We start from the raw sequence: 20711 nt of genomic DNA on the forward strand, positions 1-20711 counted from the left end.
AGCCTTTCCTGCGCCTGAACGTTCCGGTCGGGCGAGACAGGAGAATGCGCATGGCCAGCCAGCCCCCCGGCGACCCGATCCCGACCCCGGTCGATCCGATGCCGACGACCCCCACCGATCCGATCCCGCCCACGCCCAGTGATCCGGTGCCGACCCAGCCCACGCCGCCGGATTGAGGATCGCACAAGGCCAGGCGCCGCCATCGTTCCACCCGTCAGGCGCGCCGGCTCACACCAGCCGGCTGTGCCTCACGGCGGCGGCGATGAAGCTGGCGAACAGCGGGTGCGGATCGAACGGCTTGGATTTCAGCTCGGGGTGGAACTGCACGCCGACGAACCAGGGATGATCCGGCCGCTCGACGATTTCGGGCAACGTTCCATCGGGCGACATGCCGGAGAAGACCAGCCCGCCTTTCTCCAGCGCGTCGCGATAATGGACGTTCACTTCGTAGCGGTGGCGATGCCGCTCGGAAATCTCCGCCGATCCGTAGATCGTCGAGACGTGCGAGTTGCCGGCGAGCATCGCCGGATAGGCGCCGAGCCGCATCGTGCCGCCGAGGTCGCCACCCTCCTCGCGCTTCTGCAGACCGTCGGCGGTCATCCATTCGGTGATCAGGCCGACCACCGGCTCTTCGGTCGGGCCGAACTCGGTGGTCGAGGCACCGGCGATGCCGGCGGTATTCCGCGCGCCTTCGATACACGCCATCTGCATGCCGAGGCAGATGCCGAAGAACGGCACGTTCTTCTCGCGGGCGAAGCGCACGGACGCGATCTTGCCCTCTGACCCGCGCTCGCCGAAGCCGCCCGGGACGAGGATGCCGTGCATCGGCTCCAGCTGCGCGGCGACGTCCGAGCCTTCCTGCTCGAACAGCTCGGCATCCAGCCAGCGCAGATTGACCTTGACGCGATTGGCGATGCCGCCGTGCACCAAGGCCTCGGACAGCGACTTGTAGGCGTCCGGCAGGCCGACATATTTGCCGACGACGCCGATCGTCACCTCGCCTTCCGGATTGGTGAGGCGATCCATGATCGTCTCCCAGCGGGAGAGATTGGGCGCGGTGCCCGGCTCGATGCGGAAGGCGCGCAGCACCTCCGTGTCCAGCCCCTCACCATGATAGTTGAGCGGCACGCCATAGATGCTGGCCGCGTCGAGCGCGGGCACCACCGCCTCGGGCCGCACATTGCAGAACAGGGCGATCTTCGCCCGCTCGGACGCCGGCAGCGGCCGCTCGCAGCGGCAGACGAGGATGTCCGGCTGGATGCCGAGCGCGGTAAGGTCGCGCACGCTGTGCTGGGTGGGCTTGGTCTTCAGCTCGCCGGCTGCGGCGATATAGGGAACCAGCGTGACGTGGATGAACAGCGTCATGTCCCGCCCGAGGTCGTTCCGCATCTGGCGGATCGCCTCCATGAACGGCAGGCTCTCGATGTCGCCGACGGTGCCGCCGATCTCGCACAGCACGAAATCGAGATCCTCGACATCGGTGCGCGCGAACGCCTTGATCGCGTCGGTGACGTGGGGAATCACCTGCACGGTGGCGCCGAGATAGTCGCCGCGCCGCTCCTTGGCGATGATCGTCTGATAGATGCGGCCCGAGGTGACATTGTCCGACTGGCGCGAGGGCACGCCGGTGAACCGCTCATAATGGCCGAGATCGAGGTCCGTCTCCGCGCCGTCGTCGGTGACGTAAACCTCGCCATGCTGATACGGGCTCATCGTGCCCGGATCGACATTCAGATAGGGGTCGAACTTGCGGATGCGGACCCGATAGCCACGCGCCTGAAGGAGCGCCGCGAGGGAGGCCGCCATGAGGCCCTTGCCGAGCGAGGAGACCACGCCGCCGGTGATGAAAATGAACCGCGCCATGGGAATCACCGCTTAGCGAAGGGGGTGCAGAAAGGGCAAGGCAGCGAATCACATTAAGCGACCGGATGGGATCATCCGGCGCCTTTCAAGCCCCCGAATGTTCCCGGGGGGGGGCCGCCTTGTGACGAAAAAACCGGGCCCGCCGCGGGCGCTCAGCGTTCCATCGGAACGGCGGCGTTGCCCTGGGCCGGGGCCGGGGCGGGCGCGGGTGCCGGCGCCGCGGCGGCGGGCGCCTGAGCATTGGCGGTGGGTGCCGCGCCCACGGCGGCCGCGATCGGATCCGTCGGCGCAGGTGCGGGCGCGCCCGCGTCCGGCACCACCGGCGCCTGCCGCGCGAGCGACGTGTCGATGCTGGCCGGCCGGTTGTGAACGCTGGCCAGCGCCGCCAGCCCGATCGACATCAGCACGAACAGGGCGGCGAGAATCGTCGTCGCGCGGGTGAGGAAGTCGGCGGCGCCGCGCGCCGTCATCAGGCCGGCCGGCCCCTGCCCCATGCCGAGCCCGCCGCCTTCCGACCGCTGCATCAGGATCACGCCGACCAGCGCGGCGGCGATGAGGGCATGGACTATCAGCAGGAAGGTGAACATGGCGGCTTTCGTGGGGATACGGACAAGGGGCGCGACATAGTGGATGCGGGCCGATCCGGCAAGGCGGAGCGGCACGCCCCCCTCATTCCTGCGCTGCCGGGCGCGGCCAGCCGATCGGCGCGAACACCGGTCGCGGCAGCGGCCGGCCATTGAGCAGGAAGGCGGCGAGCGGCCGGCGCGCCACCATGCCGAAATGAACGATCAGGCAGATGGCCAGCGTCGCGCCGCAGATCAGCGCGAACCCCGCCCAGCCGCGATAGCCCGGCGCCAGCATCATCACCGCGTTCTGGAGGCCCACCGTCACCGGATAATGGACCAGATAGATGGTGTAGGAGGCGCGCGACAATTCCGGCACCGGCCAGCTGATCCGGCGCACGCCGAGCGCCTGCTGGAAGATGCCGAGCATCACCAGCAGCGCCACGGTGGTGCGGACGAGCTGGACGACGATCGAGGCGGCCGGATCGTCGAGCACCCCCGGCGCCACGATCAGCAGCGCGATCCAGGCGGCGAAGGCGGCGATCGCCAGCCACATGTGAACGCGGCCGAGCCTGATCGTGCCGGCGGCGATGGCCTGCCCGGCCAGATAGAAGACGGCATAATAGGGCGCGGTGATCAGGCCGGTGATCCACAGCGGGTAGATCGCCGCCTTCCACACCGGCACATGGATCAGCATGAAAGGCGAGAGCAGGATCGCGGCGACGCCGATCTGCCACAGCGGCAGCGCGCGGCGCGGCAGGAAGGCGCAGAGCATCAGCACCGGCAGGAACCACAGATGATCGGTCTCCGCCCACCAGCGCGCCGGCTCGCTGAACATCGTCCTCACCCCGATTACCGCGAGCGCGGTGAAGGCGAAGGGCACCAGCAGCAGCGCCGCCCGCTTCTTCACCCATCCCGGCCGATCATTGGCGAGGAAGGCCAGGAAGCCGGCGATGGCGAAGAACGTCTCCATCCGGAAGACGTGGATGCCTTCCTTGATCAGCGTCCAGCCCATGCCCGAACCGAGCGCGTCCACGGAATGAAAGGCGATGCCCAGCATGGCGAGGACGAGGCCCCGCCACGCATCGATCCCATGGATACGCTGGCTGCCTGCAGCGGCGGCAGAAGAGCTGTTCACGCGATGGCTTCCGGATTTTTCCTTGTCTGCGGGGCCTTTGGACGCAATGAGGTTAACAAGTCCAGCCTGAGCAACGCCTTCATGCGCTGAGCCCGTTCGCCCCGAGCCGAGGCTGAGCCCGTCTAGGGGCCCGATGCCTCCTCAGGACAAACGGGTGGCAAAGAGATGCGCGGTTAGAAGCTCGACCAGTCGTCCGTCTCCTGCGTCACCACCGCCCGTCCGCCGCCGGATGCGGCGAGCTTCACCGGGCGACCGGCCCGCCCCGGTGCCGACACGGCCGCCACGGCGCCCCCCTTGCGCAGCCGAAAGCCGCCGACCAGCTCCGCCAGCCGGTTCGCCTCGGTGGCGAGGCTGCTCGAGGCGGCGGAGGATTGCTCGACCATCGCCGCATTCTGCTGGGTGACCGCGTCCATTCCGACGATCGCGGCGCTGACCTCGCCCAGGCCGGAAGCCTGCGCCTCCACCGAGACCGAGATGCGCTCGATCAGCGTCGACACCTCGCGCACCCCGGCGACGATCCGCTCCAGCGCCTCGCCGGTACGGCCGACCAGCTCGGCGCCCGTCGCCACTTCCCGCGAACTCTCTTCGATGAGGCGCTTCACGTCGTGCGCGGCGTCCGCGGATCGCTGGGCCAGCGCGCGCACTTCTGAGGCGACCACCGCGAAGCCCTTGCCGGCATCGCCTGCCCGCGCTGCCTCGACGCCGGCATTGAGCGCGAGCAAATTGGTCTGGAAGGCGATGCCGTCGATCACCGAGATGATCTGGTTGATCTGCTCCGAGGAATGCTCGATCCGCTTCATCGCCGCGACCGCCTCGCCGGCGACCCGGCCGCCCTCGGCGGCGTCGGTGCGGGCGCCGACCACCGCCCGCGCGACATTGGCGGCATCGCGCGCGGTGGCGGTCACGCCCTCGGTGACGTCGCGCATCGCCGCGTTGGTCTCCTCGAGGCTGGCGGCCTGCTGCTCGGTCCGCCGCGAGAGGTCGAGCGCCGCGGCGTTGATCTCGCTGGAGCCGGTGCGGATGCTGTCCGACGCCGACGCCACCTGGGACAGCGTGTCGACCATTCGCGCGCGCATCGACGAGAAGTCGGTGACGAGGCGCTCATAGCCTTCCGGCAGCGAAAGCTCGGCGAGGAAATCGCCGTCGGCCAGACGTGCGAAGGTGCTGCCGACCTCGTCGACGACGAGATCGCGGCGATCGGTGACGACGTCGAAATAGACGCTCATCGCCATGTCCATGTCGAACAGGGCGGCCTTGATGAATGTAGTGATGGTCCGCGGCGAGGCGCCGAGGCCGAGCGTGCGCTGGATGCGATTACCCAGCATCGCCGGGATCATGTCACCCATCACCCGCGCATAGGCTGCGATGTAGAGGCTGTAGGGCAGGCCGATATCGGCGTGGATCTTGCCGATTCGCGCGGCGCTGGCCCGATATTCCCTGTCGAGATTATGCGCGAACAGCCCCCGCCAATGATCGAGCTGCTTGCCGGCCGCGACGTCCATCACCGCATCCGAGCGGAAGAAGCGGCTGGTGGCCGGTGTCGCGCGGATGAACGCATAGAGGTTTTTCAGTGCGCGCGGCGCGAAGCGATCGACGGCACGCTTGACAGCGGGGAAGGCGCGAAAGCCTCCCTCGCCGTCGAAGCCGTACATCGCCAGGCGCTCCGCGAACGCCCGATCATCGCTCTCTTGGCTCATCTCGCACGGTCCTTCCATTGTTGCGGATCCGTTATGGTCAAGCGAAGTTAACGATGCCTCTCCGGAATCGCACGATTTCAGGTGCTTGGCCGGGCGGCCTCAGAAGCTGGACCAATCCTCGCCGGCATCAGCGACAGCGATCCGGCCGCCGCTCGCCGCCAGACGCGGCGGGCGCGGGGCGCGCGGCGCCGGCGCCGGCGCGGGCGCGGCGCGCACCGGTCCCGCCTGCCCGCTATCGGCCGAGAAGCGGAAGCCGCCGACCAGCGTCGCCAGCCGGTTCGCCTCGCCGGCAAGGCTGGCCGAGGAGGCGGTCGATTGCTCGACCATCGCCGCATTCTGCTGGGTCATGCCGTCCATCTCGGCGACGGCGGTGTTGACCTGATGGAGGCTGCTCGCCTGCGCGTCGGCGGAGGACGAGATGCGCTCGACCAGCGTCGACACCTCCCCGACGCCGGCGACGATCCGCTCCAGCGCCTTGCCCGTCTCGCCGACCAGCATCGCCCCGGCCTCGACCTGACGCGAACTGTCCTCGATGAGCTGCTTGACGTCGCGCGCCGCGTCGGCGGAGCGCTGGGCAAGCGCACGCACCTCGGATGCGCCCACCGCGAAGCCCTTGCCGGCATCCCCTGCCCGCGCCGCCTCGACGCCGGCATTAAGGGCGAGGAGGTTGGTCTGGAAGGCGATGCCGTCGATCACGGAGATGATCTGGTTGATCTGGTGGGACGCCTGCTCGATGCCGGCCATCGCCGTCACTGCCTCGGCGGCGACGCGGCCGCCCTCGGCGGCGTCGGCGCGCGCGGTGTGCACCGTCCGGGCGACGTTGGCGGCATCGCGCGCCGTGGCGCTGACGCCGTCCGTCACCTCCTTCATCGCCGCCGCCGTTTCTTCCAGGCTGGCCGCCTGCTGCTCGGTGCGGTGGGAAAGATCGGTTGCCGCCGCGTTGATCTCCGCCGAACCGGTGTTGATGCTGGCGGCGGTGGCGGAGACCTCGGCGAGCGTGTCGGCGATGCGCTGGCGGGCGGATTCGAAATCCGCGACGAGCCGCTCATAGCCGGGCGGCAGATCATCCAGCACCGCTGTGAAATCGCCATTGGCCAGCCGATCCAGTGCCGCGCCGATCTTCTCGAGCACGGCCTGGCGGCCGGCCTGCTCCGCCTCGAAATAGTTGGACAGCGCGATCTCCATGTCGAGCAACGCGGTCTTGATGAAGGTGCCGATCACACGCGGCGACGGGCGACCGACGCCGAGACGCGCCAGCGGCGCGCCGAGCATGCGCGTCACCATGCCCTCCATCAGCCGGGCGTAACTGCTGATATAGAGGGTGGGTGACAGGCCGATGCGGGCATGGATATGGCCGATCTTCTCGGCGCGCTTGTAATAATCCTGGTCGAGCGGACGCGCGAACATCTCGCTCCAATGCTGCTGCTGCAATCCCTGGGCGCGATCCATGCCCGCGTCCGAGGAGAATTTCCCCCGTGCCTCGGGCGTGGCGCGGATATGCACGTAAAGATCGCTCAACGCCGCCCCGGCAAAGCGCTCAACGAAGCGCTTGAGAGCCGGGAAGACGTCGAAATTCCTGCTGCCGAAACCAAATACCGCGAGGCGATTCGCGAAGCTTCCGCTACCGTGGGTCATGCCAACTCCAAACGCTACTGATGGCGTCGGCTATTGACCTGCTCGGTTAACATCGTCCTTACATTTGGGGAAATCCGATCGGATTTCTGTGGAAATCAGATACAGGCCGCTATGATCGGCGCGAATTGTGCTGCGGTAAGGCTCGCGCCGCCGACCAGCGCGCCATCCACATCGGGCAGGTTGAGGATCTCTGCGGCATTGTCCGGCTTGACCGAGCCGCCATAGAGAATGCGTACCCCGTCCGCCTCGCCGCCGATCAACGTCCGGAGCCGCGCGCGGAGCGCCGCATGGACGCAGGCGATGTCGTCGCAGGACGGGGTGCGGCCGGTGCCGATCGCCCATACCGGCTCGTAAGCGACGACGAGGGTCGCCGCGTCGGCGCCGGCCGGCAGCGATTCGGCAAGCTGGCGCTCGACCACTGCCAGCGCCTGCCCGGCGTCGCGCTCCGCCTCGGTTTCGCCGACGCAGACGATGGCGACGAGGCCGCCGGCGATCGCCGCCCCGGCCTTGCCCCGCACCTCTTCGCTGGTCTCGTGCTGGTCGGCACGCCGCTCGCTATGGCCGACGATGACGAGGGCGGCGCCGGCCTCCCTGAGAAGCTCGACGGAGGTGCAGCCGGTGTGCGCGCCACAGCGCGCGGCGTGGCAATCCTGGCCGCCGATCGGCAGGCCGGGCGCGCGCGCCACCGCCGGCGCGATGAGCGTGAACGGCGGGCAGATCGCCACGTCGACCCCCGGATTGGCGCGCGCCGCCGCGTCGATTCCGTCCAGCTCCGCGAGCGCCGCGAGGCTGCCATTCATTTTCCAGTTGCCCGCAACCAGCTTGCGCCGTGCCATGTCATGCCCCCTAAAGTTGCTTTGCTGCTTTGCGGCATCCCGTAACAGCCGACGCCGCGCGCTTGAAGCCCCCCGGCGCGGCCTCTATGGCGACAGATCAACGCCATTCCTCGCGACGGACGCTTTTTGATGATCTCATTCTTTCGTAAGGCCCTGTCGTCCTGGCTGGTGCTCGGCCTGCTCGGCCTGATCATGATCGCCTTCATCATCACGGGCGTGAGCAATCGCGGGCTGGGCGAAGGCGAGGTCCGCGCCGGCGGCACGACCATCGCCACCATCGGCCGGCAGAAGGTCGGCAGCCTTGAGCTGCAACAGCGCGTCCAGGCGGCCTTCCGCCGCGCCCAGCAGGACCAGAACGGCCTCACCATGGCGCAGTTCATCAATGGCGGCGGCTTTGAGCAGGTGGTGGAGACGATGCTTGCCGGCACCGCCGTCGAGCAGTTCGGCCGCAAGCAGGGCCTCACCGCCAGCCGGCGCATGGTCGACGGCGAGATCGCCAGCATCCCCGGCTTCCGCGGCCTGACCGGCCAGTTCGACGAGAATGCGATGCGCGCCGTCCTGCGCGAGCAGGGCATTACCGAGCAGCAGCTGCGCCAGGATGTCGCCTCCGACGGGGTCCGCCGCCAGTTGCTGGTGCCGATCAACGCCGCCTCGCACGTCCCGGGCAGCCTCGTCCTCCCCTATGCCTCGCTGCTGCTCGAAGAGCGGCAGGGCTGGGTCGGCATCGTTCCTGCCGCCGCCATGGCCGGAGGCGATGCCCCGAGCCAGCAGGAGATCGACGCCTGGTATCGCGCTCACCAGGCCGCCTACACCGTGCCCGAGCGGCGGGTGATGCGTTACGCGGTGGTCGGCACCGAACAGGTTGCCGAGCAGGCCAGGCCGACCGAGGCCGAGCTTGCCGCCGCCTACAAGGCGGCCGCGGCCAGCTATGCCCCCGCCGAGAAGCGCGACATCACGCAGATCGTCGCCGACAGCGAGGCCAAGGCCCAGGCGTTCGCCGCCGCCATCAAGGCCGGCACCCCGTTCGAGAAGGCGGCCGCCGCCGCGAGGCTGACGCCCTCCCGGGTCGCCGCCAAGACCAAGGCGGAGCTGACGGACCTCGCCTCCCCCGATGTCGCCAACGCCGTGTTCGGCGCGGCCAAGGGCGGCGTCACCGCGCCGGCCCGTTCGGCCTTTGGCTGGCATGTGGCGCGCGTCGACGCCATCGCCCAGATCGCCGGCCGCACCCTCGATCAGGTGCGCGGCGAGCTGACCGCCAAGCTCGCCGCCGAAAAGACCCGCACGCTGATCACCGAGGCCGCGCAGAAGATCGACGACGGCATCGAGAAGGGCGCCAATTTCGACGAGCTTCTCCGCGCGCAGAAGCTGGTCGCCGTCACCACCCCTGCCCTGACCGCCAATGGGGATGCCCCGGATCAGCCGGACTATCAGGTGCCCGCCGATGTGCGGCCCTTGCTCCCCCGCGCCTTCGACATGACTGCGGACGATGATCCGGTCGTCGCGACGATCGTGCCGTCGGAGCGCTTCGCGGTGCTCGCGGTGACCAGCGTGGTGCCCGCCGCCGCCCGGCCGCTCGCCCAGGTGCGCGACAAGGTGGTTGCCGACATCATCGCCGATCGCGGCCAGAAGCGCGCCCGCGCCGTCGCCGAGGCGATCGCCGCCAAGGCCGGCGGCGGCCAGACGCTGGCGGCCGCCTTCGCCGCCGCGCCCGTGAAGCTGGGCGTGCCGCTGCGCGCCGGCGGGCGCCGCGCCGACCTCACCCAGCAGGGCAAGCCGGTGCCGCCGCCGCTACAGCTGCTCTTCTCGCTCGCGCCGGGGCAGGCGCGGGTACTCGCCGCGCCCGGCAATCAGGGCTGGTTCGTCGTCAAGCTGGACTCGATCAAGCCGGGCGACGCGCGGAGCATGCCGAGCCTCGTCGAGGCGACGCGCGGCCAGTTCTCCCGCGTTGTCGGCGACGAATATGTCAGCCAGTTCGCCAATGCCGCGCGCGCCGCGCTGGGCATGAAGGTCGACACCGCTGCCATCGCCCGGCTGAAGGGTGAACTGGCCGGGGGCGCGGCCCAGCCGTGACACCGGAACAGGACGCGATCGCCGCCGCCGCGCTCGCCGCCGGCCGGCCGGCTCTGGTCTGGCGCCGGCAGATCGCCGACGTCGACACGCCGGTCGCCGCCGCCCTCAAGCTGATCGAGCCGGGCCGCGGCGACTTCCTGCTCGAATCCGTCGAGGGCGGGGCGACGCGCGGGCGGCACAGCCTGCTCGGCCTCGCCCCCGACCTCGTGTTTCGCGCGGACGAACGCGGCGCCGCGATCAACCGGCGCTGGCTGGAGGATCGCGCGGCGTTCGAGCCGCTCGACACCGGGCCGCTGACGGCGTTGCGCGATCTCGTCGCGCGCTGCCGCGCAGACGTGCCCGCCGGCCTGCCGCGCGCGCTCGCCTGTCTGGTGGGCTATTTCGCCTATGAAACGGTCGGGCTGGTCGAAACATTGCCGCGGCCGGCGCCCAACCCGCTGGCGCTGCCGGACATGCTGTTCGTGCGCCCGACCCTGCTCCTCGTCTTCGACAGGCTGACCGACGAACTGCACCTCGTCGCGCCGCTCTGGCCGGAACGCGGCGAGACGGTGGCCGACGCGCTGGAACGGATCGAGACGGCGCAGGCCCGGCTGGCCGCGCCGCTCCCCGCCCCGGCCCGCGACGCCGCGCCGCTGCCGGAGGTGGCGCCGACGTCCGTGCTGGCCCCGGGCCGCTATGGCGAGATGGTGCGTGCCGCCAGGGAGTATATCGCTGCCGGCGACATCTTCCAGGTGGTGCTGGCACAGCGCTTCACCACGCCTTTCCCGCTGCCGCCTTTCGATCTCTACCGGGCGCTGCGGCGGATCAATCCGTCGCCCTTCCTCTATCATCTCGACCTGCCCGGCTTCGCGCTGACCGGATCGAGCCCCGAGATCCTCGTCCGCGTCCGCGACGGACAGGTCACGATTCGCCCGATTGCCGGCACCCGGCCCCGCGGCAAGACCGCCGCCGAGGACGAAGCCAATCGCCAGAGCCTGCTCGCCGACCCAAAGGAGCGCGCCGAGCATCTCATGCTGCTCGATCTCGGCCGGAACGATGTCGGCCACGTCGCCGAGGCCGGCACGGTGAAGGTGACGGACAGCTACATGGTCGAATTCTACAGCCATGTCATGCACATCGTCTCCAACGTCACCGGCCGGCTCGACGCGCGGCATGACGCGATCGACGCGCTGTTCGCGGGCTTTCCGGCGGGCACCGTCTCGGGCGCGCCCAAGGTCCGCGCCTGTGAGATCATCGCCGAGCTGGAGCCCGAAACGCGCGGCGCCTATGCCGGCGGCGTCGGCTATTTCGCGCCGGATGGGTCGATGGACAGCTGCATCGTGCTACGCACCGCCGTGGTGAAGGACGGCATGATGCATGTGCAGGCCGGCGCCGGCATCGTCGCGGACAGCGATCCCGCCTATGAGCAGCGCGAATGCGAGGCCAAGGCCGGCGCCCTCATCGCCGCCGCGCGCGAGGCCGTCAGGATCGCCGGAGAAAGCGGCTTCGGCCAGTGATCAGCAGGCAGTGATCAGCGTGCGGCGCGCCATTTGCGGATCAGGGCGAGGGCGCTGATCGCCACCGCGGCGAGGGCCGGCCCCGATCCGAACATCGGCACGGTCGCATCGCGGAGCGACACGCTCAGCCCGGCCGCCACGCCGATCGCCAACGATGATCTGAGAATAGGGCGTTCCGGCGAGTCGCGCCCATGTCATTGGCCATACGTAACAAACCGCCGTTGCCACGCGAGGGGGTGGACGCTGGCCTGCGTTGCCCGGCCCGCCAGCCCCTACTCCGCCGCCACCCGGTCCGCGGCATCCGCCGCCTCGCCCGAGCGCGCGCGACAGGTCAGCGGAAACAGAAGCTGGTCCAGCCAGCGGCGCGGCACCGGCGTGGTGGTGCCATAGCGTTCCGGCCATTCCGCCGGCAGCACGAAGCTTCCGAACAGCCGGTCATAAAGCGCGAACAGGGCGGCGAAATTCTTGTGGCCGTTGGCGCCGTCACTGTGATGCCAATGGTGGAAGCCCGGCGTCGCGATCAGCCAGCTCATCGCCCCCCACCGCCATTTGACGTTGGCGTGGACGAAGAAGGTCCAGAACGTCGCCACGAAGATCACGAACAGCACCGGCATGTTCGCCCCCGCGCTGCCCGCCGAGGCGAGACCGACCGCATAGAGCGGCACCAGCCCGCAAAATCGCGTGAACAGCATGTCGAACGGGTGCGAGCGCGAGGCGACGAGGAAGGTCATGTCCTGGGCGCTGTGATGCACCGCGTGGAACCGCCAGAGCAGATTGCTGCGGTGACACCAGCGATGCCCCCAATAGGTGCCGAAATCGCTGACCAGCAGCGCCGCGACCAGCTTCGCACCGATCGGCAGGCCCGCCGCCGCGCCGGTCAGCCCGGCGGGCAGCAGCGCGTGGACGAGCGCCGCGATCAGCCCGCTCATCGGCGCGAACAGCGCCAGCGTGCACATATTGTTGAACCCGAACCACGCGAGGTTGGTCAGCCCCTCGCGCGTGAAGCGGGCGCGCGGCCGAATCGCGAACCAATATTCCAGCGGGGTGATGATCGCGAACAGCAGGAACAGCCAGGCCGCCTGATACGCCGCGCTTTCAAATATTATCCTTAACATCGCAGAGCATCCATCGCTGGCTCAGGCTCGACGCGCGACCCGATGGCCCAGTCAAGACGGCACCCCATCGCCAGTATGATACAGAAACCTCGGCTTGTTCATTCGATGATCCAAAATAGCACATTGGATTCTTGTATGGCCCGCATTCATTGACAAGCCGTAACCAATCGCGAAACGATCGGCAATAGCGTGGAAGAATCCGCCTCATCCGAAGAATCGAAGAACTTGGTTAATGCCTTTGCTTATGTTTAACCAATAAACGGGGACGGACGAGAATGCGCAAAATCACCTTCCTGACCTTATGCGCGGCCGCCGCCTGCGCGGCCCAGCCCGCCGGCGCCCAGAATGTCGTGAAGAACGGCGATTTCGAGAGGGTCAACATGCCTCGCCTCGAACTCGAGAACGTCGAAGTTCCCAACTCCGGCACCCGGGCCGATTCCGACATGCTTCCGGGATGGAAGACCGCCCATGTCGCGGACGCATCGCCGAGGGGCATCGCCTTCCTGTTCACCAAGCCGGGCGGCAATGTGACCTATGGCGGCACCAATGATGAATCCTGCCCGGACTGCAAGAACAGCAACATGAACAGCGCCGCCACCTTTGCCGATCACGGCAATTTCGTCGCGCTGGAGAAAAGCTCCGGCATCTCGCAATTCCTGACCGATCTGACCGAGGGCATCTATTCGCTGTCGTTCGATTATGGCGGCGCGCAAATGAACACCGTCAACAGCGGGGCGGGCTTCAGCTACACGCTCAGCGCCTTTTGGGGCGACGATCTCGTCGGCACCGTCTCCGGCCGCAATGATGACGGCAGCTTCACCGGCTGGTCCAGCTTCAGCACGGACGTGACGTGCGACGCCGCCTGCGCCGCCAATGGCATCCTGCTGCGGTTCGTCGCGTCGCTCGCCGGCGGGCCGCCAGTGGTGCTGCTTGACAATGTCGCCGTGACCGGTGGCGCCGTGCCCGAGCCGGCGACCTGGGCGACGATGCTGCTCGGCTTCGGCGTGGCGGGCGGCGTGATGCGGAGCGGGCGCCGCCGCGCCGCCATCGCCGCCGCCGCCTGACGCGCGCCGCACGACGGGAAGAGTGAATGGCGCGGCCGCCCGATCCGGCCGCGCCGTTTCGTCGTGGCGACGGCAGTGCCCGTCGCTTCGCCATTTCCCTGATGGCCGCCGCCGTCCCATGGGGTCGGCCGGTAATCAGGGAGCGTATCTCATGCGGCTAACGTTGCTCGCTATTTCCCTGTCGGCCGGCCTCGCGGCGATCGACCCAGGCTGGACGTGGGAAATCCTGCCGTGGACCGTCCTGATGACGGCATTCGGCTTCATCGGTTCGGCGGCGCGCGCCCGATCCGGGCCGGGGCCTGTCTCCGACTAAGGCTTTTGCGCTTGCGGAAGGGCGGGCAACGGCTAAATCCGCAGCATCATGATCCTCGTCATCGACAATTACGACAGCTTCACCTGGAACCTCGTCCAGTATCTTCAGGAGCTGGGCGTGGCCGTCGAGGTGGTGCGCAACGACGCGATGAGCGCCGGGCAGGCGCTTTCCTCAGGGGCCGAGGCGTTCCTGCTGTCGCCCGGGCCGTGCACGCCGAACGAGGCGGGGGTCAGCCTCGACATGGTCGCCGCCTGCGCGGAGGCCGGGCGACCGCTGCTCGGCGTATGCCTCGGCCATCAGGCGATCGGCCAGTCGTTCGGCGGCCGGGTGGTGCGCGCGCCCGAGCTGATGCACGGCAAGACCAGCCTCATCGATCATGACGGCACCGGCCTGTTCGCGGGCCTGCCTTCGCCCTTCACGGCGACGCGCTATCATTCGCTGATCGTCGCGGCAGAAGATCTGCCGGCAGGGCTGGTCGTCAACGCCCGCACCGGGGACGGCATCATCATGGGCTTCCGTCACGAAAGCCTGCCGATCCACGGCGTACAGTTCCACCCCGAGAGCATCGCCACCGAGCACGGCCATCAGATGCTCGCCAACTTCCTTGATCTGGCGGGGATCGCCCACAAGGTGCCGGCGTGACCGAACTCGCCCTGCTGCCCGATCCGGCGAGCCCGCTGGAGTTCGTCACCGCGCGCACCGCGTTCGAGGACATGCTCGACGGGCGCGTACCCGACGCCGCCGTCGCCGCCTTCCTGACAGCGATGGCGGAGCGCGACGAGACCGCGATCGAGATCGCCGCCGCCGCCCAGGCGATGCGCGAGCGGATGGTCGAGATCAGCGCGCCGGCCGGCGCCATCGACGTGTGCGGCACCGGCGGCGACGGCGCGCACAGCCTCAATATCTCCACCGCCGTCGCGATCGTCGTCGCGGCGTGCGGGGTGCCGGTGGCCAAGCACGGCAATCGCGCCGCCTCGTCCAGGGCGGGTGCCGCCGACACGCTCGAGGCGCTCGGCCTCGACCTTGATCGCGCCGCCGCCAATGCCGAGGACAGCCTGAACGCGATCGGCCTCTGCTTCCTGTTCGCGCAGACCCATCACCCGGCGCTTGGCCGGCTCGCGGCGGTGCGGCGCGCGATCGGACGGCGGACGATCTTCAACCTGATCGGGCCGCTCGCCAACCCGGCGCGGGTGACGCGGCAGCTGATGGGCATCGCCCGCGTCAACTATCTCGAGACGGTGGCGGGCGCGCTCGAGCTGCTCGGCACCGAGGCAGCGATGCTCGTCTCGGGCGAGGAGAGCCTTGATGAACTCTCCATCGCCGGGCCGAGCCGCGTGGTGCGCCTCGGCGCCTGCGGTTCCGGCGAGACGCGGGTAACGCCGGAGGATGCCGGGCTCGATCGCCACGGGCTCGACGCGATCCGGGGCGGGGATGCGGGCTATAATGCGGCCGCGCTGACGGCGCTGCTGGCGGGCGAGAAGAGCCCCTATCGCGACGCCGTGCTGCTGAACGCGGCTGCCGCGCTCAACGTTGCCGGGCGGGCGGACGACTGGCCGGAGGGCGTCGCGCTTGCCGCAGACGCGATCGACGGCGGCGCCGCCCGCGACCTGCTCGCCCGCTGGATCGCGTTCCGATGAGCGACAAGCTGGCCGAGATCAACGCCGCCAAGCGCGCCCATGTCGCCGCGCGCAAGGCGGCCATTTCCTTCACGGACCTGTCCGCGGCGGCGGCGGCCGCCTCGCCGCCGCGTGGCTTCCGCGCCGCCCTTGACGCCAGGGTCGCCGCCGGCGGCCATGGCCTGATCGCCGAGATCAAGAAGGCCTCGCCGTCCAAAGGGCTGATCCGCGCCGATTTCGATCCCCCCGCCCATGCCCGCGCCTATGAAGCGGGCGGCGCCGCCTGCCTGTCGGTGCTGACCGACGCGCCTTACTTCCAGGGGGCGGACGACTATCTCGTCGCGGCGCGCGCGGCGGTATCGTTGCCGGCGCTGCGCAAGGACTTCATGGTCGACCCGTGGCAGGTGACCGAGGCGCGAGCGCTCGGAGCGGATGCGATCCTGATCATCGTCGCCGCCCTTGATGACGGCGCCATGGCCGAGATCGAGGCCGCCTCGATCGAACATGGCATGGACGTGCTCGTCGAGGTGCATGACGCCGCCGAGATGGAGCGCGCCCATCACCTCCGATCCCGCCTGATCGGCGTCAACAACCGCAACCTGCGCGATTTCTCCGTCGATCTCGCCCGCAGCGAGGAACTGGCGAGGCTGGCCCCTGCCGGCGCCACCCTCGTCGCCGAGAGCGGGATCGCCGGCCCCACCGATGTCGCGCGGCTGGCGAAGGCCGGCGTGCGTTGCTTCCTGGTCGGGGAATCGCTGATGCGACAGGACGACGTGACGGCGGCGACGCGGACCTTGCTCGGCACGCGCTGAAAAACGACTCGCGACAATTCCGACGCTTGCTTGACATGCGAACGGAACCGGAATAATTGTTCCCCGTTCGTTCCCGGATGGGGTGTGACGATGCTGACCGCCAAGCAACATGACCTGCTCTGCTTCATTGATGCGCGGTTGCGCGCCACCGGCATCTCGCCGTCGTTCGAGGAGATGAAGGAGGCGCTGGACCTCAAATCCAAGTCTGGCGTCCATCGCCTGATCAGCGCGCTGGAGGAGCGGAATTTCATCCGCCGCCTGCCCAACCGGGCCCGCGCGCTGGAAGTGATGCGCATGCCCGACCGGGACGGCGCCACGGCGGCGGCTCCCAGGCCGGCGCCGGCGATCGTCGCGCCGCCGCGACCCGCCAACGAGAATGTGATCGAGGTGCCGCTGCATGGCCGCATCGCCGCCGGCGCCCCGATCGAGGCGCTGGAGGGCCAGTCGGCGCTGCCCGTGCCCGCCGCCCTGCTCGGCCCCGGCGAACATTATGCGCTTGAAGTGTCAGGCGATTCGATGGTCGAGGCCGGAATCCTCGACGGCGATTATGCGCTGATCCGCCGCACCGAATCGGCCCGCGAGGGCGAGATCGTCGTCGCGCTCATCGACGACAGCGAGGCGACGCTCAAATATTTCCGGCGCGAAGGGCAGATGGTCCGCCTCGACCCGGCGAACCGCTCCTATGATCCGCAGCGTTATCGCCCGGATCAGGTGCGCGTGCAGGGCAAGCTCGCCGGCCTGTTGCGTCGCTATCATTGATGCGCTGATGGCCGCGCGGGAAGCCGGGCGGCCGTCATTTCATTTTCCGGATTGGTCGCTGTCCAGGGGTGTTCGCCGGCCCGCTCGGCGACGGTGCGAACTAGGCCCCGATCCAGATCGATGGCGAGGCCGCCGGTGCGGGCAAGGAACGGCCGGTCGGCCTTCAGCCAGCGCGGCGTGCAGGTGCGCGGCAGGCGGCGATCGGACACGACGATGTCGGCCTCCCGACAGGCCCTGACCAGCGCGCCGATCGCCACCGGATAGGCGCTGCGTGTGGCAAGGAGACGCCAGTTTCGCCCGCCCCGCCTGATCGTCGCCGCGCAGAGATCGGCGTTGCATAGCGCGCCGGGCAGCGTCTCAAAAGCGAGCGCCGTCTCGTCGGTGCCGGCGAGCTCACCGAACATGTCCTGCACATAATCACCGACCCGCGCGCGCAGCAGCGCGACGCGGCCGTCCGCCGTGCGCATCGCCATATGCCGGCCGTCGCCGGTGACGAGCAGGGCCGGCACCGGCGCCACCGCCGCCCACGCCATGCCGAGGATGAGCGGCGCCAGTCCCCAACGCCTGAGCCGCGTCCGCCACAGCGCCAGCCACAGGCCGCCGCCCACGACCAGCGCGAAGGCGCCGCCAGGCATCGCCGGCAGCATCGCCGACGCACCCGGCATCGCCGCCACCAGATGGGCGAGGCCGAGCAGCAACCGCAGCCCCTGCCCCGCCAGCCACCACAGCGGGCCGCCCAGCCCGATCGCATCGAGCAACAGCGCACCCGCCTCCAATGGCATCACCACGAAGGTGGTGAGCGGGATGGCGACGATGTTGGCAAGTGCTCCGTACAGCCCGGCGCGGTGGAAATGATAAAGCGCGATAGGCGCCAGCGCGGCCTCCACCACGAGCCCGGTGAGCAGCAGGCCGGCAAGCGCGCGGGCGATCCTGCGGCCGCGCCCTTCCCCCTCGCGCGCGGCAAGCCGGGCGCGGACCAGCGGCTGATCGCCGAGCGCGACGATGGCGATGATCGCTGCAAAACTGAGCTGGAAGCTCGGCCCGATCACCGCCTCCGGCCAGAGCAGCATGACGACCAGCGCGCCCGCCGCGACCAGCCGCAGCGTCATCGCGTCGCGCCCGAGGGCGATGCCGAGCAGGACGAGCAAGGCCGCCACGCAGGAGCGCACCGTCGGCACCTCGGCGCCGGTCATCAGCGTATAGGCGATGCCGGCGAGCGCGCCCGCCGCCGCCGCGATCAGCACCAGCGGCGCGCGCAGCGCCAGCCCCGGCCATAATGCCAGCAGCCTGAGCGCCATCACCATCGTCGCGCCGACCACCGCCGTCAGGTGCAGCCCGCTCACCGAGAGGAGGTGCGCGAGGCCGGCGCGGCGCATCGCCTCGTTATCGTCTTCCGGGATGGCGCCGGTGTCGCCGGTGGCGAGCGCGGCGGCGATGCCCCCTTCGGCATCCGGCAAGGCCGCCTGAATGTGGCGCGACAGGCCGATGCGCCAGCTGGCCAGCCGCGTCCGCCAGTCGGCGACGGCGGGCGCCTCGAGCACGACCGGATCGAGCGCCCTGCCCGTCGCGCCGATGCGCTGGAACCATGCGACCGGCGCGAAATCATAGGCGCCCGGCACGGCGGCGGTCGGCGGCGGAACCAGCCGGGCCCGCACCCTGATGCGCGCGCCCGGCGCGACGCCGTCGGCCATGTTCTCCTCGTCTACCGACAAGCGGAACCGGGGCGGGAGCCCGCCCTCCCCCCGTTCCGGAGCCAGCACCAGCCGCACGGCGCCGCGCGCCGGCAGCCGATCGAGATCCACCACCCGCGCCGTAAACGTCGCCACCATTGGCCGGCCCAGCACCGGTGCGGCGACACGCTCCGCCCGCGCCCAGATAAGCGCCGCGCCGAGGGCAACGCAGCCCGCGGCGATTGCGGCCGCCCGCGCCGCGCGCCCGCCGCGGCCCATCGCCAGCGCCGCCAGGGAAATCCCCGCCGAGGCGAGAATCAGCGCCGCCCACTCCACCGCCCGCGGCAGCGCGAACCACGCGGCGATCCCCGCGCCCAGCGCCGCCGGAATCCACAGCGGCAGCTGTTCGCGTTCGGCCTCCAGCAACGATTCGACATCGCCTGCAACTCGGCCCAGCGCGGCCCGGGCACGGCCCGCCGCCCCGGTTTGTCCGGGAGATAACTCCATGCTAGGGGCGGGCGCCGTTTCCTGGGGCATTCGCCCGATCCTTGGAGAAAGAGCGCGTGGGCGCAAGTTTCGACGACAAAATTGCTTCTTCTGAAGTTGTTACGCGCTTCGCCCCCTCGCCCACCGGATTCCTGCATATCGGCGGCGCCCGCACCGCCTTGTTCAACTGGCTTTACGCCCGCCGCCATGGCGGCCGTTACCTGTTGCGCATCGAGGATACCGACCGGGCGCGCTCCACCCAGCCGGCGATCGAAGCGATCCTCGACGGGCTGCGCTGGCTCGGGCTCGACTGGGACGGCGAGGCCGTGTTCCAGTTCGAGCGCGCCGCCCGCCACGCCGAGGTCGCGCACCAGATGCTCGCCTCGGGCCATGCCTATAAGTGCTTCGCCACCGCCGACGAACTTGAGGCGATGCGCGCCGAACAACGCGCGAACAAGCTGCCGCTGCGCTACGACGGCCGCTGGCGGGATCGCGATCCCTCGGACGCGCCGGCAGGCGCCCCGTTCGTGATCCGCCTGCGCGCCGAGCAGGACGGCGAGACCACGATCCACGATCAGGTGCAGGGCGCGGTGACGGTGCGCAATGCCGAGCTGGATGACATGGTGCTGCTCCGCTCGGACGGCACGCCCACCTATATGCTGGCGGTGGTGGTCGACGATCACGACATGGGCGTCACCCACGTCATCCGCGGCGACGATCACCTCAACAACGCCTTCCGGCAGCTCGGTATCGTGCGGGCGATGGGCTGGCCCGAGCCGGTCTACGCCCATATCCCGCTGATCCACGGCGCCGACGGAGCCAAGCTTTCCAAGCGGCATGGCGCGCTGGGCGTCGACGCCTATCGCGACGAGCTCGGCATCCTGCCCGAGGCGCTGGACAATTACCTTCTCCGCCTCGGCTGGGGCCATGGCGACGAGGAGTTCATCCCGCGCGAGCGCGCCGTCGAGCTGTTCGATCTTTCGGGTGTCGGCCGCTCGCCGTCGCGCTTCGACATGAAGAAACTGGAGAACCTGAACGGCCATTATCTGCGCGAGGCCGACGATGCGCGCCTCGCCGGCCTGGTCGCGCCGCGCGTCGCGGCTCTGATCGGCCGTGCGCTGGGCGAAGACGAGACTGATCTCCTGCGCCGCAGCATGGCCTCGCTAAAGCCGCGAGCCCGCAATTTGAATGAGCTGGCCGAAGGAGCGCTCTTCCTTTTTCGCACCCGCCCGCTAGATTTGGACGATCGCGCCGCCGCGCTGCTCGACGAGCCTGGCCTGGCGCTGCTGGCGCAGGCACGGGCGGCGCTCGGCGCGGTCGAGACGTGGGACGCCCCGGCGCTCGAAACGGCGCTGGCCGGCGTCGCCGAGGCGGCGGGGGTTGGCCTCGGCAAGGTGGCGCAGCCCCTGCGCGCGGCGTTAACCGGACGGGCGGTATCGCCCGGCATATATGACGTGCTTCTGCTGCTCGGCCGCGCCGAGGGGCTGGGGCGCCTAGACGATGGGCTGGCGCACGCGTCGGCTTGAACAGGACCAGGATAATGCCGTCAGGCTAAGGCGGCAAAGGCGAAAGGAAGAC

Annotated in this window: 19 protein-coding genes; 10 read left to right on the forward strand and 9 right to left on the reverse strand. The window is 69.5% G+C overall.

What is annotated here, in order from left to right:
- The first annotated feature begins 50 nt into the window (after positions 1-50).
- Positions 51-176, forward strand: coding sequence for a hypothetical protein (locus KOF26_RS17310; RefSeq protein ID WP_301183133.1), 126 nt, complete (start codon positions 51-53; stop codon positions 174-176).
- A 52-nt stretch (positions 177-228) separates the two neighbouring features.
- Here the strand turns inward: KOF26_RS17310 and pyrG are convergent, their stop codons facing one another.
- The 6 genes from pyrG to tpiA form a co-directional block, all read right to left on the reverse strand.
- Positions 229-1863 carry a CTP synthase gene (gene pyrG, locus KOF26_RS10260; protein WP_216324194.1) on the reverse strand — a complete coding sequence of 545 codons (1635 nt, stop codon included), beginning with the start codon at positions 1861-1863 and terminating at the stop codon, positions 229-231.
- A 152-nt stretch (positions 1864-2015) separates the two neighbouring features.
- Positions 2016-2450, reverse strand: a complete 435-nt coding sequence (secG, locus tag KOF26_RS10265; RefSeq protein WP_216324882.1) for a preprotein translocase subunit SecG — start codon at positions 2448-2450, stop codon at positions 2016-2018.
- An 82-nt stretch (positions 2451-2532) separates the two neighbouring features.
- On the reverse strand, positions 2533-3564 hold the full coding sequence (locus KOF26_RS10270; protein WP_216324196.1) for an acyltransferase family protein: 1032 nt from the start codon (positions 3562-3564) through the stop codon (positions 2533-2535).
- Between the two features lie 173 nt (positions 3565-3737).
- Positions 3738-5261 (reverse strand): globin-coupled sensor protein, encoded by a 1524-nt coding sequence (locus KOF26_RS10275; protein ID WP_301183134.1) that lies wholly within the window; start codon positions 5259-5261, stop codon positions 3738-3740.
- A 99-nt stretch (positions 5262-5360) separates the two neighbouring features.
- Positions 5361-6896 (reverse strand): globin-coupled sensor protein, encoded by a 1536-nt coding sequence (locus KOF26_RS10280; RefSeq protein ID WP_216324198.1) that lies wholly within the window; start codon positions 6894-6896, stop codon positions 5361-5363.
- Between the two features lie 95 nt (positions 6897-6991).
- Positions 6992-7732 (reverse strand): triose-phosphate isomerase, encoded by a 741-nt coding sequence (gene tpiA, locus KOF26_RS10285; RefSeq protein WP_216324201.1) that lies wholly within the window; start codon positions 7730-7732, stop codon positions 6992-6994.
- 129 nt (positions 7733-7861) lie between these two features.
- Between tpiA and KOF26_RS10290 the strand changes: the two genes are divergently transcribed.
- Positions 7862-9802 carry a peptidylprolyl isomerase gene (locus tag KOF26_RS10290; protein ID WP_216324204.1) on the forward strand — a complete coding sequence of 647 codons (1941 nt, stop codon included), beginning with the start codon at positions 7862-7864 and terminating at the stop codon, positions 9800-9802.
- The gene (locus KOF26_RS10295; RefSeq protein WP_216324207.1) at positions 9799-11298 is read left to right on the forward strand and encodes an anthranilate synthase component I family protein; all 1500 of its coding nucleotides are present in this window, start codon (positions 9799-9801) and stop codon (positions 11296-11298) included. The genes KOF26_RS10290 and KOF26_RS10295 overlap by 4 nt, the downstream gene beginning before the upstream one ends.
- Before the next feature lie 14 nt (positions 11299-11312).
- Here the strand turns inward: KOF26_RS10295 and KOF26_RS10300 are convergent, their stop codons facing one another.
- A complete protein-coding gene (locus KOF26_RS10300) occupies positions 11313-11450 on the reverse strand; it encodes a hypothetical protein (RefSeq protein ID WP_216324210.1) in 138 nt (45 codons plus the stop codon).
- Positions 11451-11570: 120 nt separating this feature from the next.
- A complete protein-coding gene (locus tag KOF26_RS10305) occupies positions 11571-12413 on the reverse strand; it encodes a sterol desaturase family protein (RefSeq protein ID WP_216324213.1) in 843 nt (280 codons plus the stop codon).
- A gap of 275 nt (positions 12414-12688) precedes the next feature.
- Between KOF26_RS10305 and KOF26_RS10310 the strand changes: the two genes are divergently transcribed.
- The 6 genes from KOF26_RS10310 (at position 12689) to lexA (ending at position 16977) form a co-directional block, all read left to right on the forward strand.
- A complete protein-coding gene (locus KOF26_RS10310; protein ID WP_216324215.1) occupies positions 12689-13477 on the forward strand; it encodes a PEPxxWA-CTERM sorting domain-containing protein in 789 nt (262 codons plus the stop codon).
- 163 nt (positions 13478-13640) lie between these two features.
- The gene (locus KOF26_RS10315) at positions 13641-13790 is read left to right on the forward strand and encodes a hypothetical protein (protein WP_216324218.1); all 150 of its coding nucleotides are present in this window, start codon (positions 13641-13643) and stop codon (positions 13788-13790) included.
- Between the two features lie 48 nt (positions 13791-13838).
- On the forward strand, positions 13839-14432 hold the full coding sequence (locus KOF26_RS10320; RefSeq protein WP_216324221.1) for an anthranilate synthase component II: 594 nt from the start codon (positions 13839-13841) through the stop codon (positions 14430-14432).
- A complete protein-coding gene (gene trpD, locus KOF26_RS10325; protein ID WP_216324224.1) occupies positions 14429-15427 on the forward strand; it encodes an anthranilate phosphoribosyltransferase in 999 nt (332 codons plus the stop codon). The genes KOF26_RS10320 and trpD overlap by 4 nt, the downstream gene beginning before the upstream one ends.
- Entirely contained in the window at positions 15424-16218 is a 795-nt protein-coding gene (gene trpC, locus KOF26_RS10330; RefSeq protein WP_216324227.1) for an indole-3-glycerol phosphate synthase TrpC, read from the forward strand. The genes trpD and trpC overlap by 4 nt, the downstream gene beginning before the upstream one ends.
- Positions 16219-16308: 90 nt before the next feature.
- On the forward strand, positions 16309-16977 hold the full coding sequence (gene lexA / locus KOF26_RS10335) for a transcriptional repressor LexA (protein WP_216324230.1): 669 nt from the start codon (positions 16309-16311) through the stop codon (positions 16975-16977).
- On the opposite strand, the gene KOF26_RS10340 is transcribed toward lexA, so the two are convergent.
- Positions 16971-19154: a ComEC/Rec2 family competence protein gene (locus KOF26_RS10340; protein ID WP_216324232.1), complete on the reverse strand. Its 2184-nt coding sequence runs from the start codon at positions 19152-19154 to the stop codon at positions 16971-16973. The two genes, lexA and KOF26_RS10340, sit on opposite strands and share 7 nt — an antisense overlap.
- A gap of 56 nt (positions 19155-19210) precedes the next feature.
- On the opposite strand from KOF26_RS10340, the gene gltX reads away from it, so the two are divergent.
- Positions 19211-20659: a glutamate--tRNA ligase gene (gltX, locus tag KOF26_RS10345; RefSeq protein WP_363182227.1), complete on the forward strand. Its 1449-nt coding sequence runs from the start codon at positions 19211-19213 to the stop codon at positions 20657-20659.
- The last annotated feature ends 52 nt before the right edge of the window (positions 20660-20711 follow it).

It is taken from the genome of Sphingomonas quercus (genome assembly GCF_018863195.1).
GTDB lineage: Bacteria > Pseudomonadota > Alphaproteobacteria > Sphingomonadales > Sphingomonadaceae > Solisphingomonas > Solisphingomonas quercus.

Excerpts from the sequence above, each read along its gene's own strand:
- tpiA (WP_216324201.1), bottom strand. The coding sequence starts at position 7,732 with ATGGCACGGCGCAAGCTGGTTGCGGGCAACTGGAAAATGAATGGCAGC.
- lexA (WP_216324230.1), top strand. The coding sequence starts at position 16,309 with ATGCTGACCGCCAAGCAACATGACCTGCTCTGCTTCATTGATGCGCGG.
- KOF26_RS10310 (WP_216324215.1), top strand. The coding sequence starts at position 12,689 with ATGCGCAAAATCACCTTCCTGACCTTATGCGCGGCCGCCGCCTGCGCG.
- KOF26_RS10305 (WP_216324213.1), bottom strand. The coding sequence starts at position 12,413 with ATGTTAAGGATAATATTTGAAAGCGCGGCGTATCAGGCGGCCTGGCTG.
- secG (WP_216324882.1), bottom strand. The coding sequence starts at position 2,450 with ATGTTCACCTTCCTGCTGATAGTCCATGCCCTCATCGCCGCCGCGCTG.
- KOF26_RS17310 (WP_301183133.1), top strand. The coding sequence starts at position 51 with ATGGCCAGCCAGCCCCCCGGCGACCCGATCCCGACCCCGGTCGATCCG.
- KOF26_RS10320 (WP_216324221.1), top strand. The coding sequence starts at position 13,839 with ATGATCCTCGTCATCGACAATTACGACAGCTTCACCTGGAACCTCGTC.
- trpC (WP_216324227.1), top strand. The coding sequence starts at position 15,424 with ATGAGCGACAAGCTGGCCGAGATCAACGCCGCCAAGCGCGCCCATGTC.
- KOF26_RS10290 (WP_216324204.1), top strand. The coding sequence starts at position 7,862 with ATGATCTCATTCTTTCGTAAGGCCCTGTCGTCCTGGCTGGTGCTCGGC.
- KOF26_RS10340 (WP_216324232.1), bottom strand. The coding sequence starts at position 19,154 with ATGGAGTTATCTCCCGGACAAACCGGGGCGGCGGGCCGTGCCCGGGCC.
- KOF26_RS10275 (WP_301183134.1), bottom strand. The coding sequence starts at position 5,261 with ATGAGCCAAGAGAGCGATGATCGGGCGTTCGCGGAGCGCCTGGCGATG.
- pyrG (WP_216324194.1), bottom strand. The coding sequence starts at position 1,863 with ATGGCGCGGTTCATTTTCATCACCGGCGGCGTGGTCTCCTCGCTCGGC.
- KOF26_RS10280 (WP_216324198.1), bottom strand. The coding sequence starts at position 6,896 with ATGACCCACGGTAGCGGAAGCTTCGCGAATCGCCTCGCGGTATTTGGT.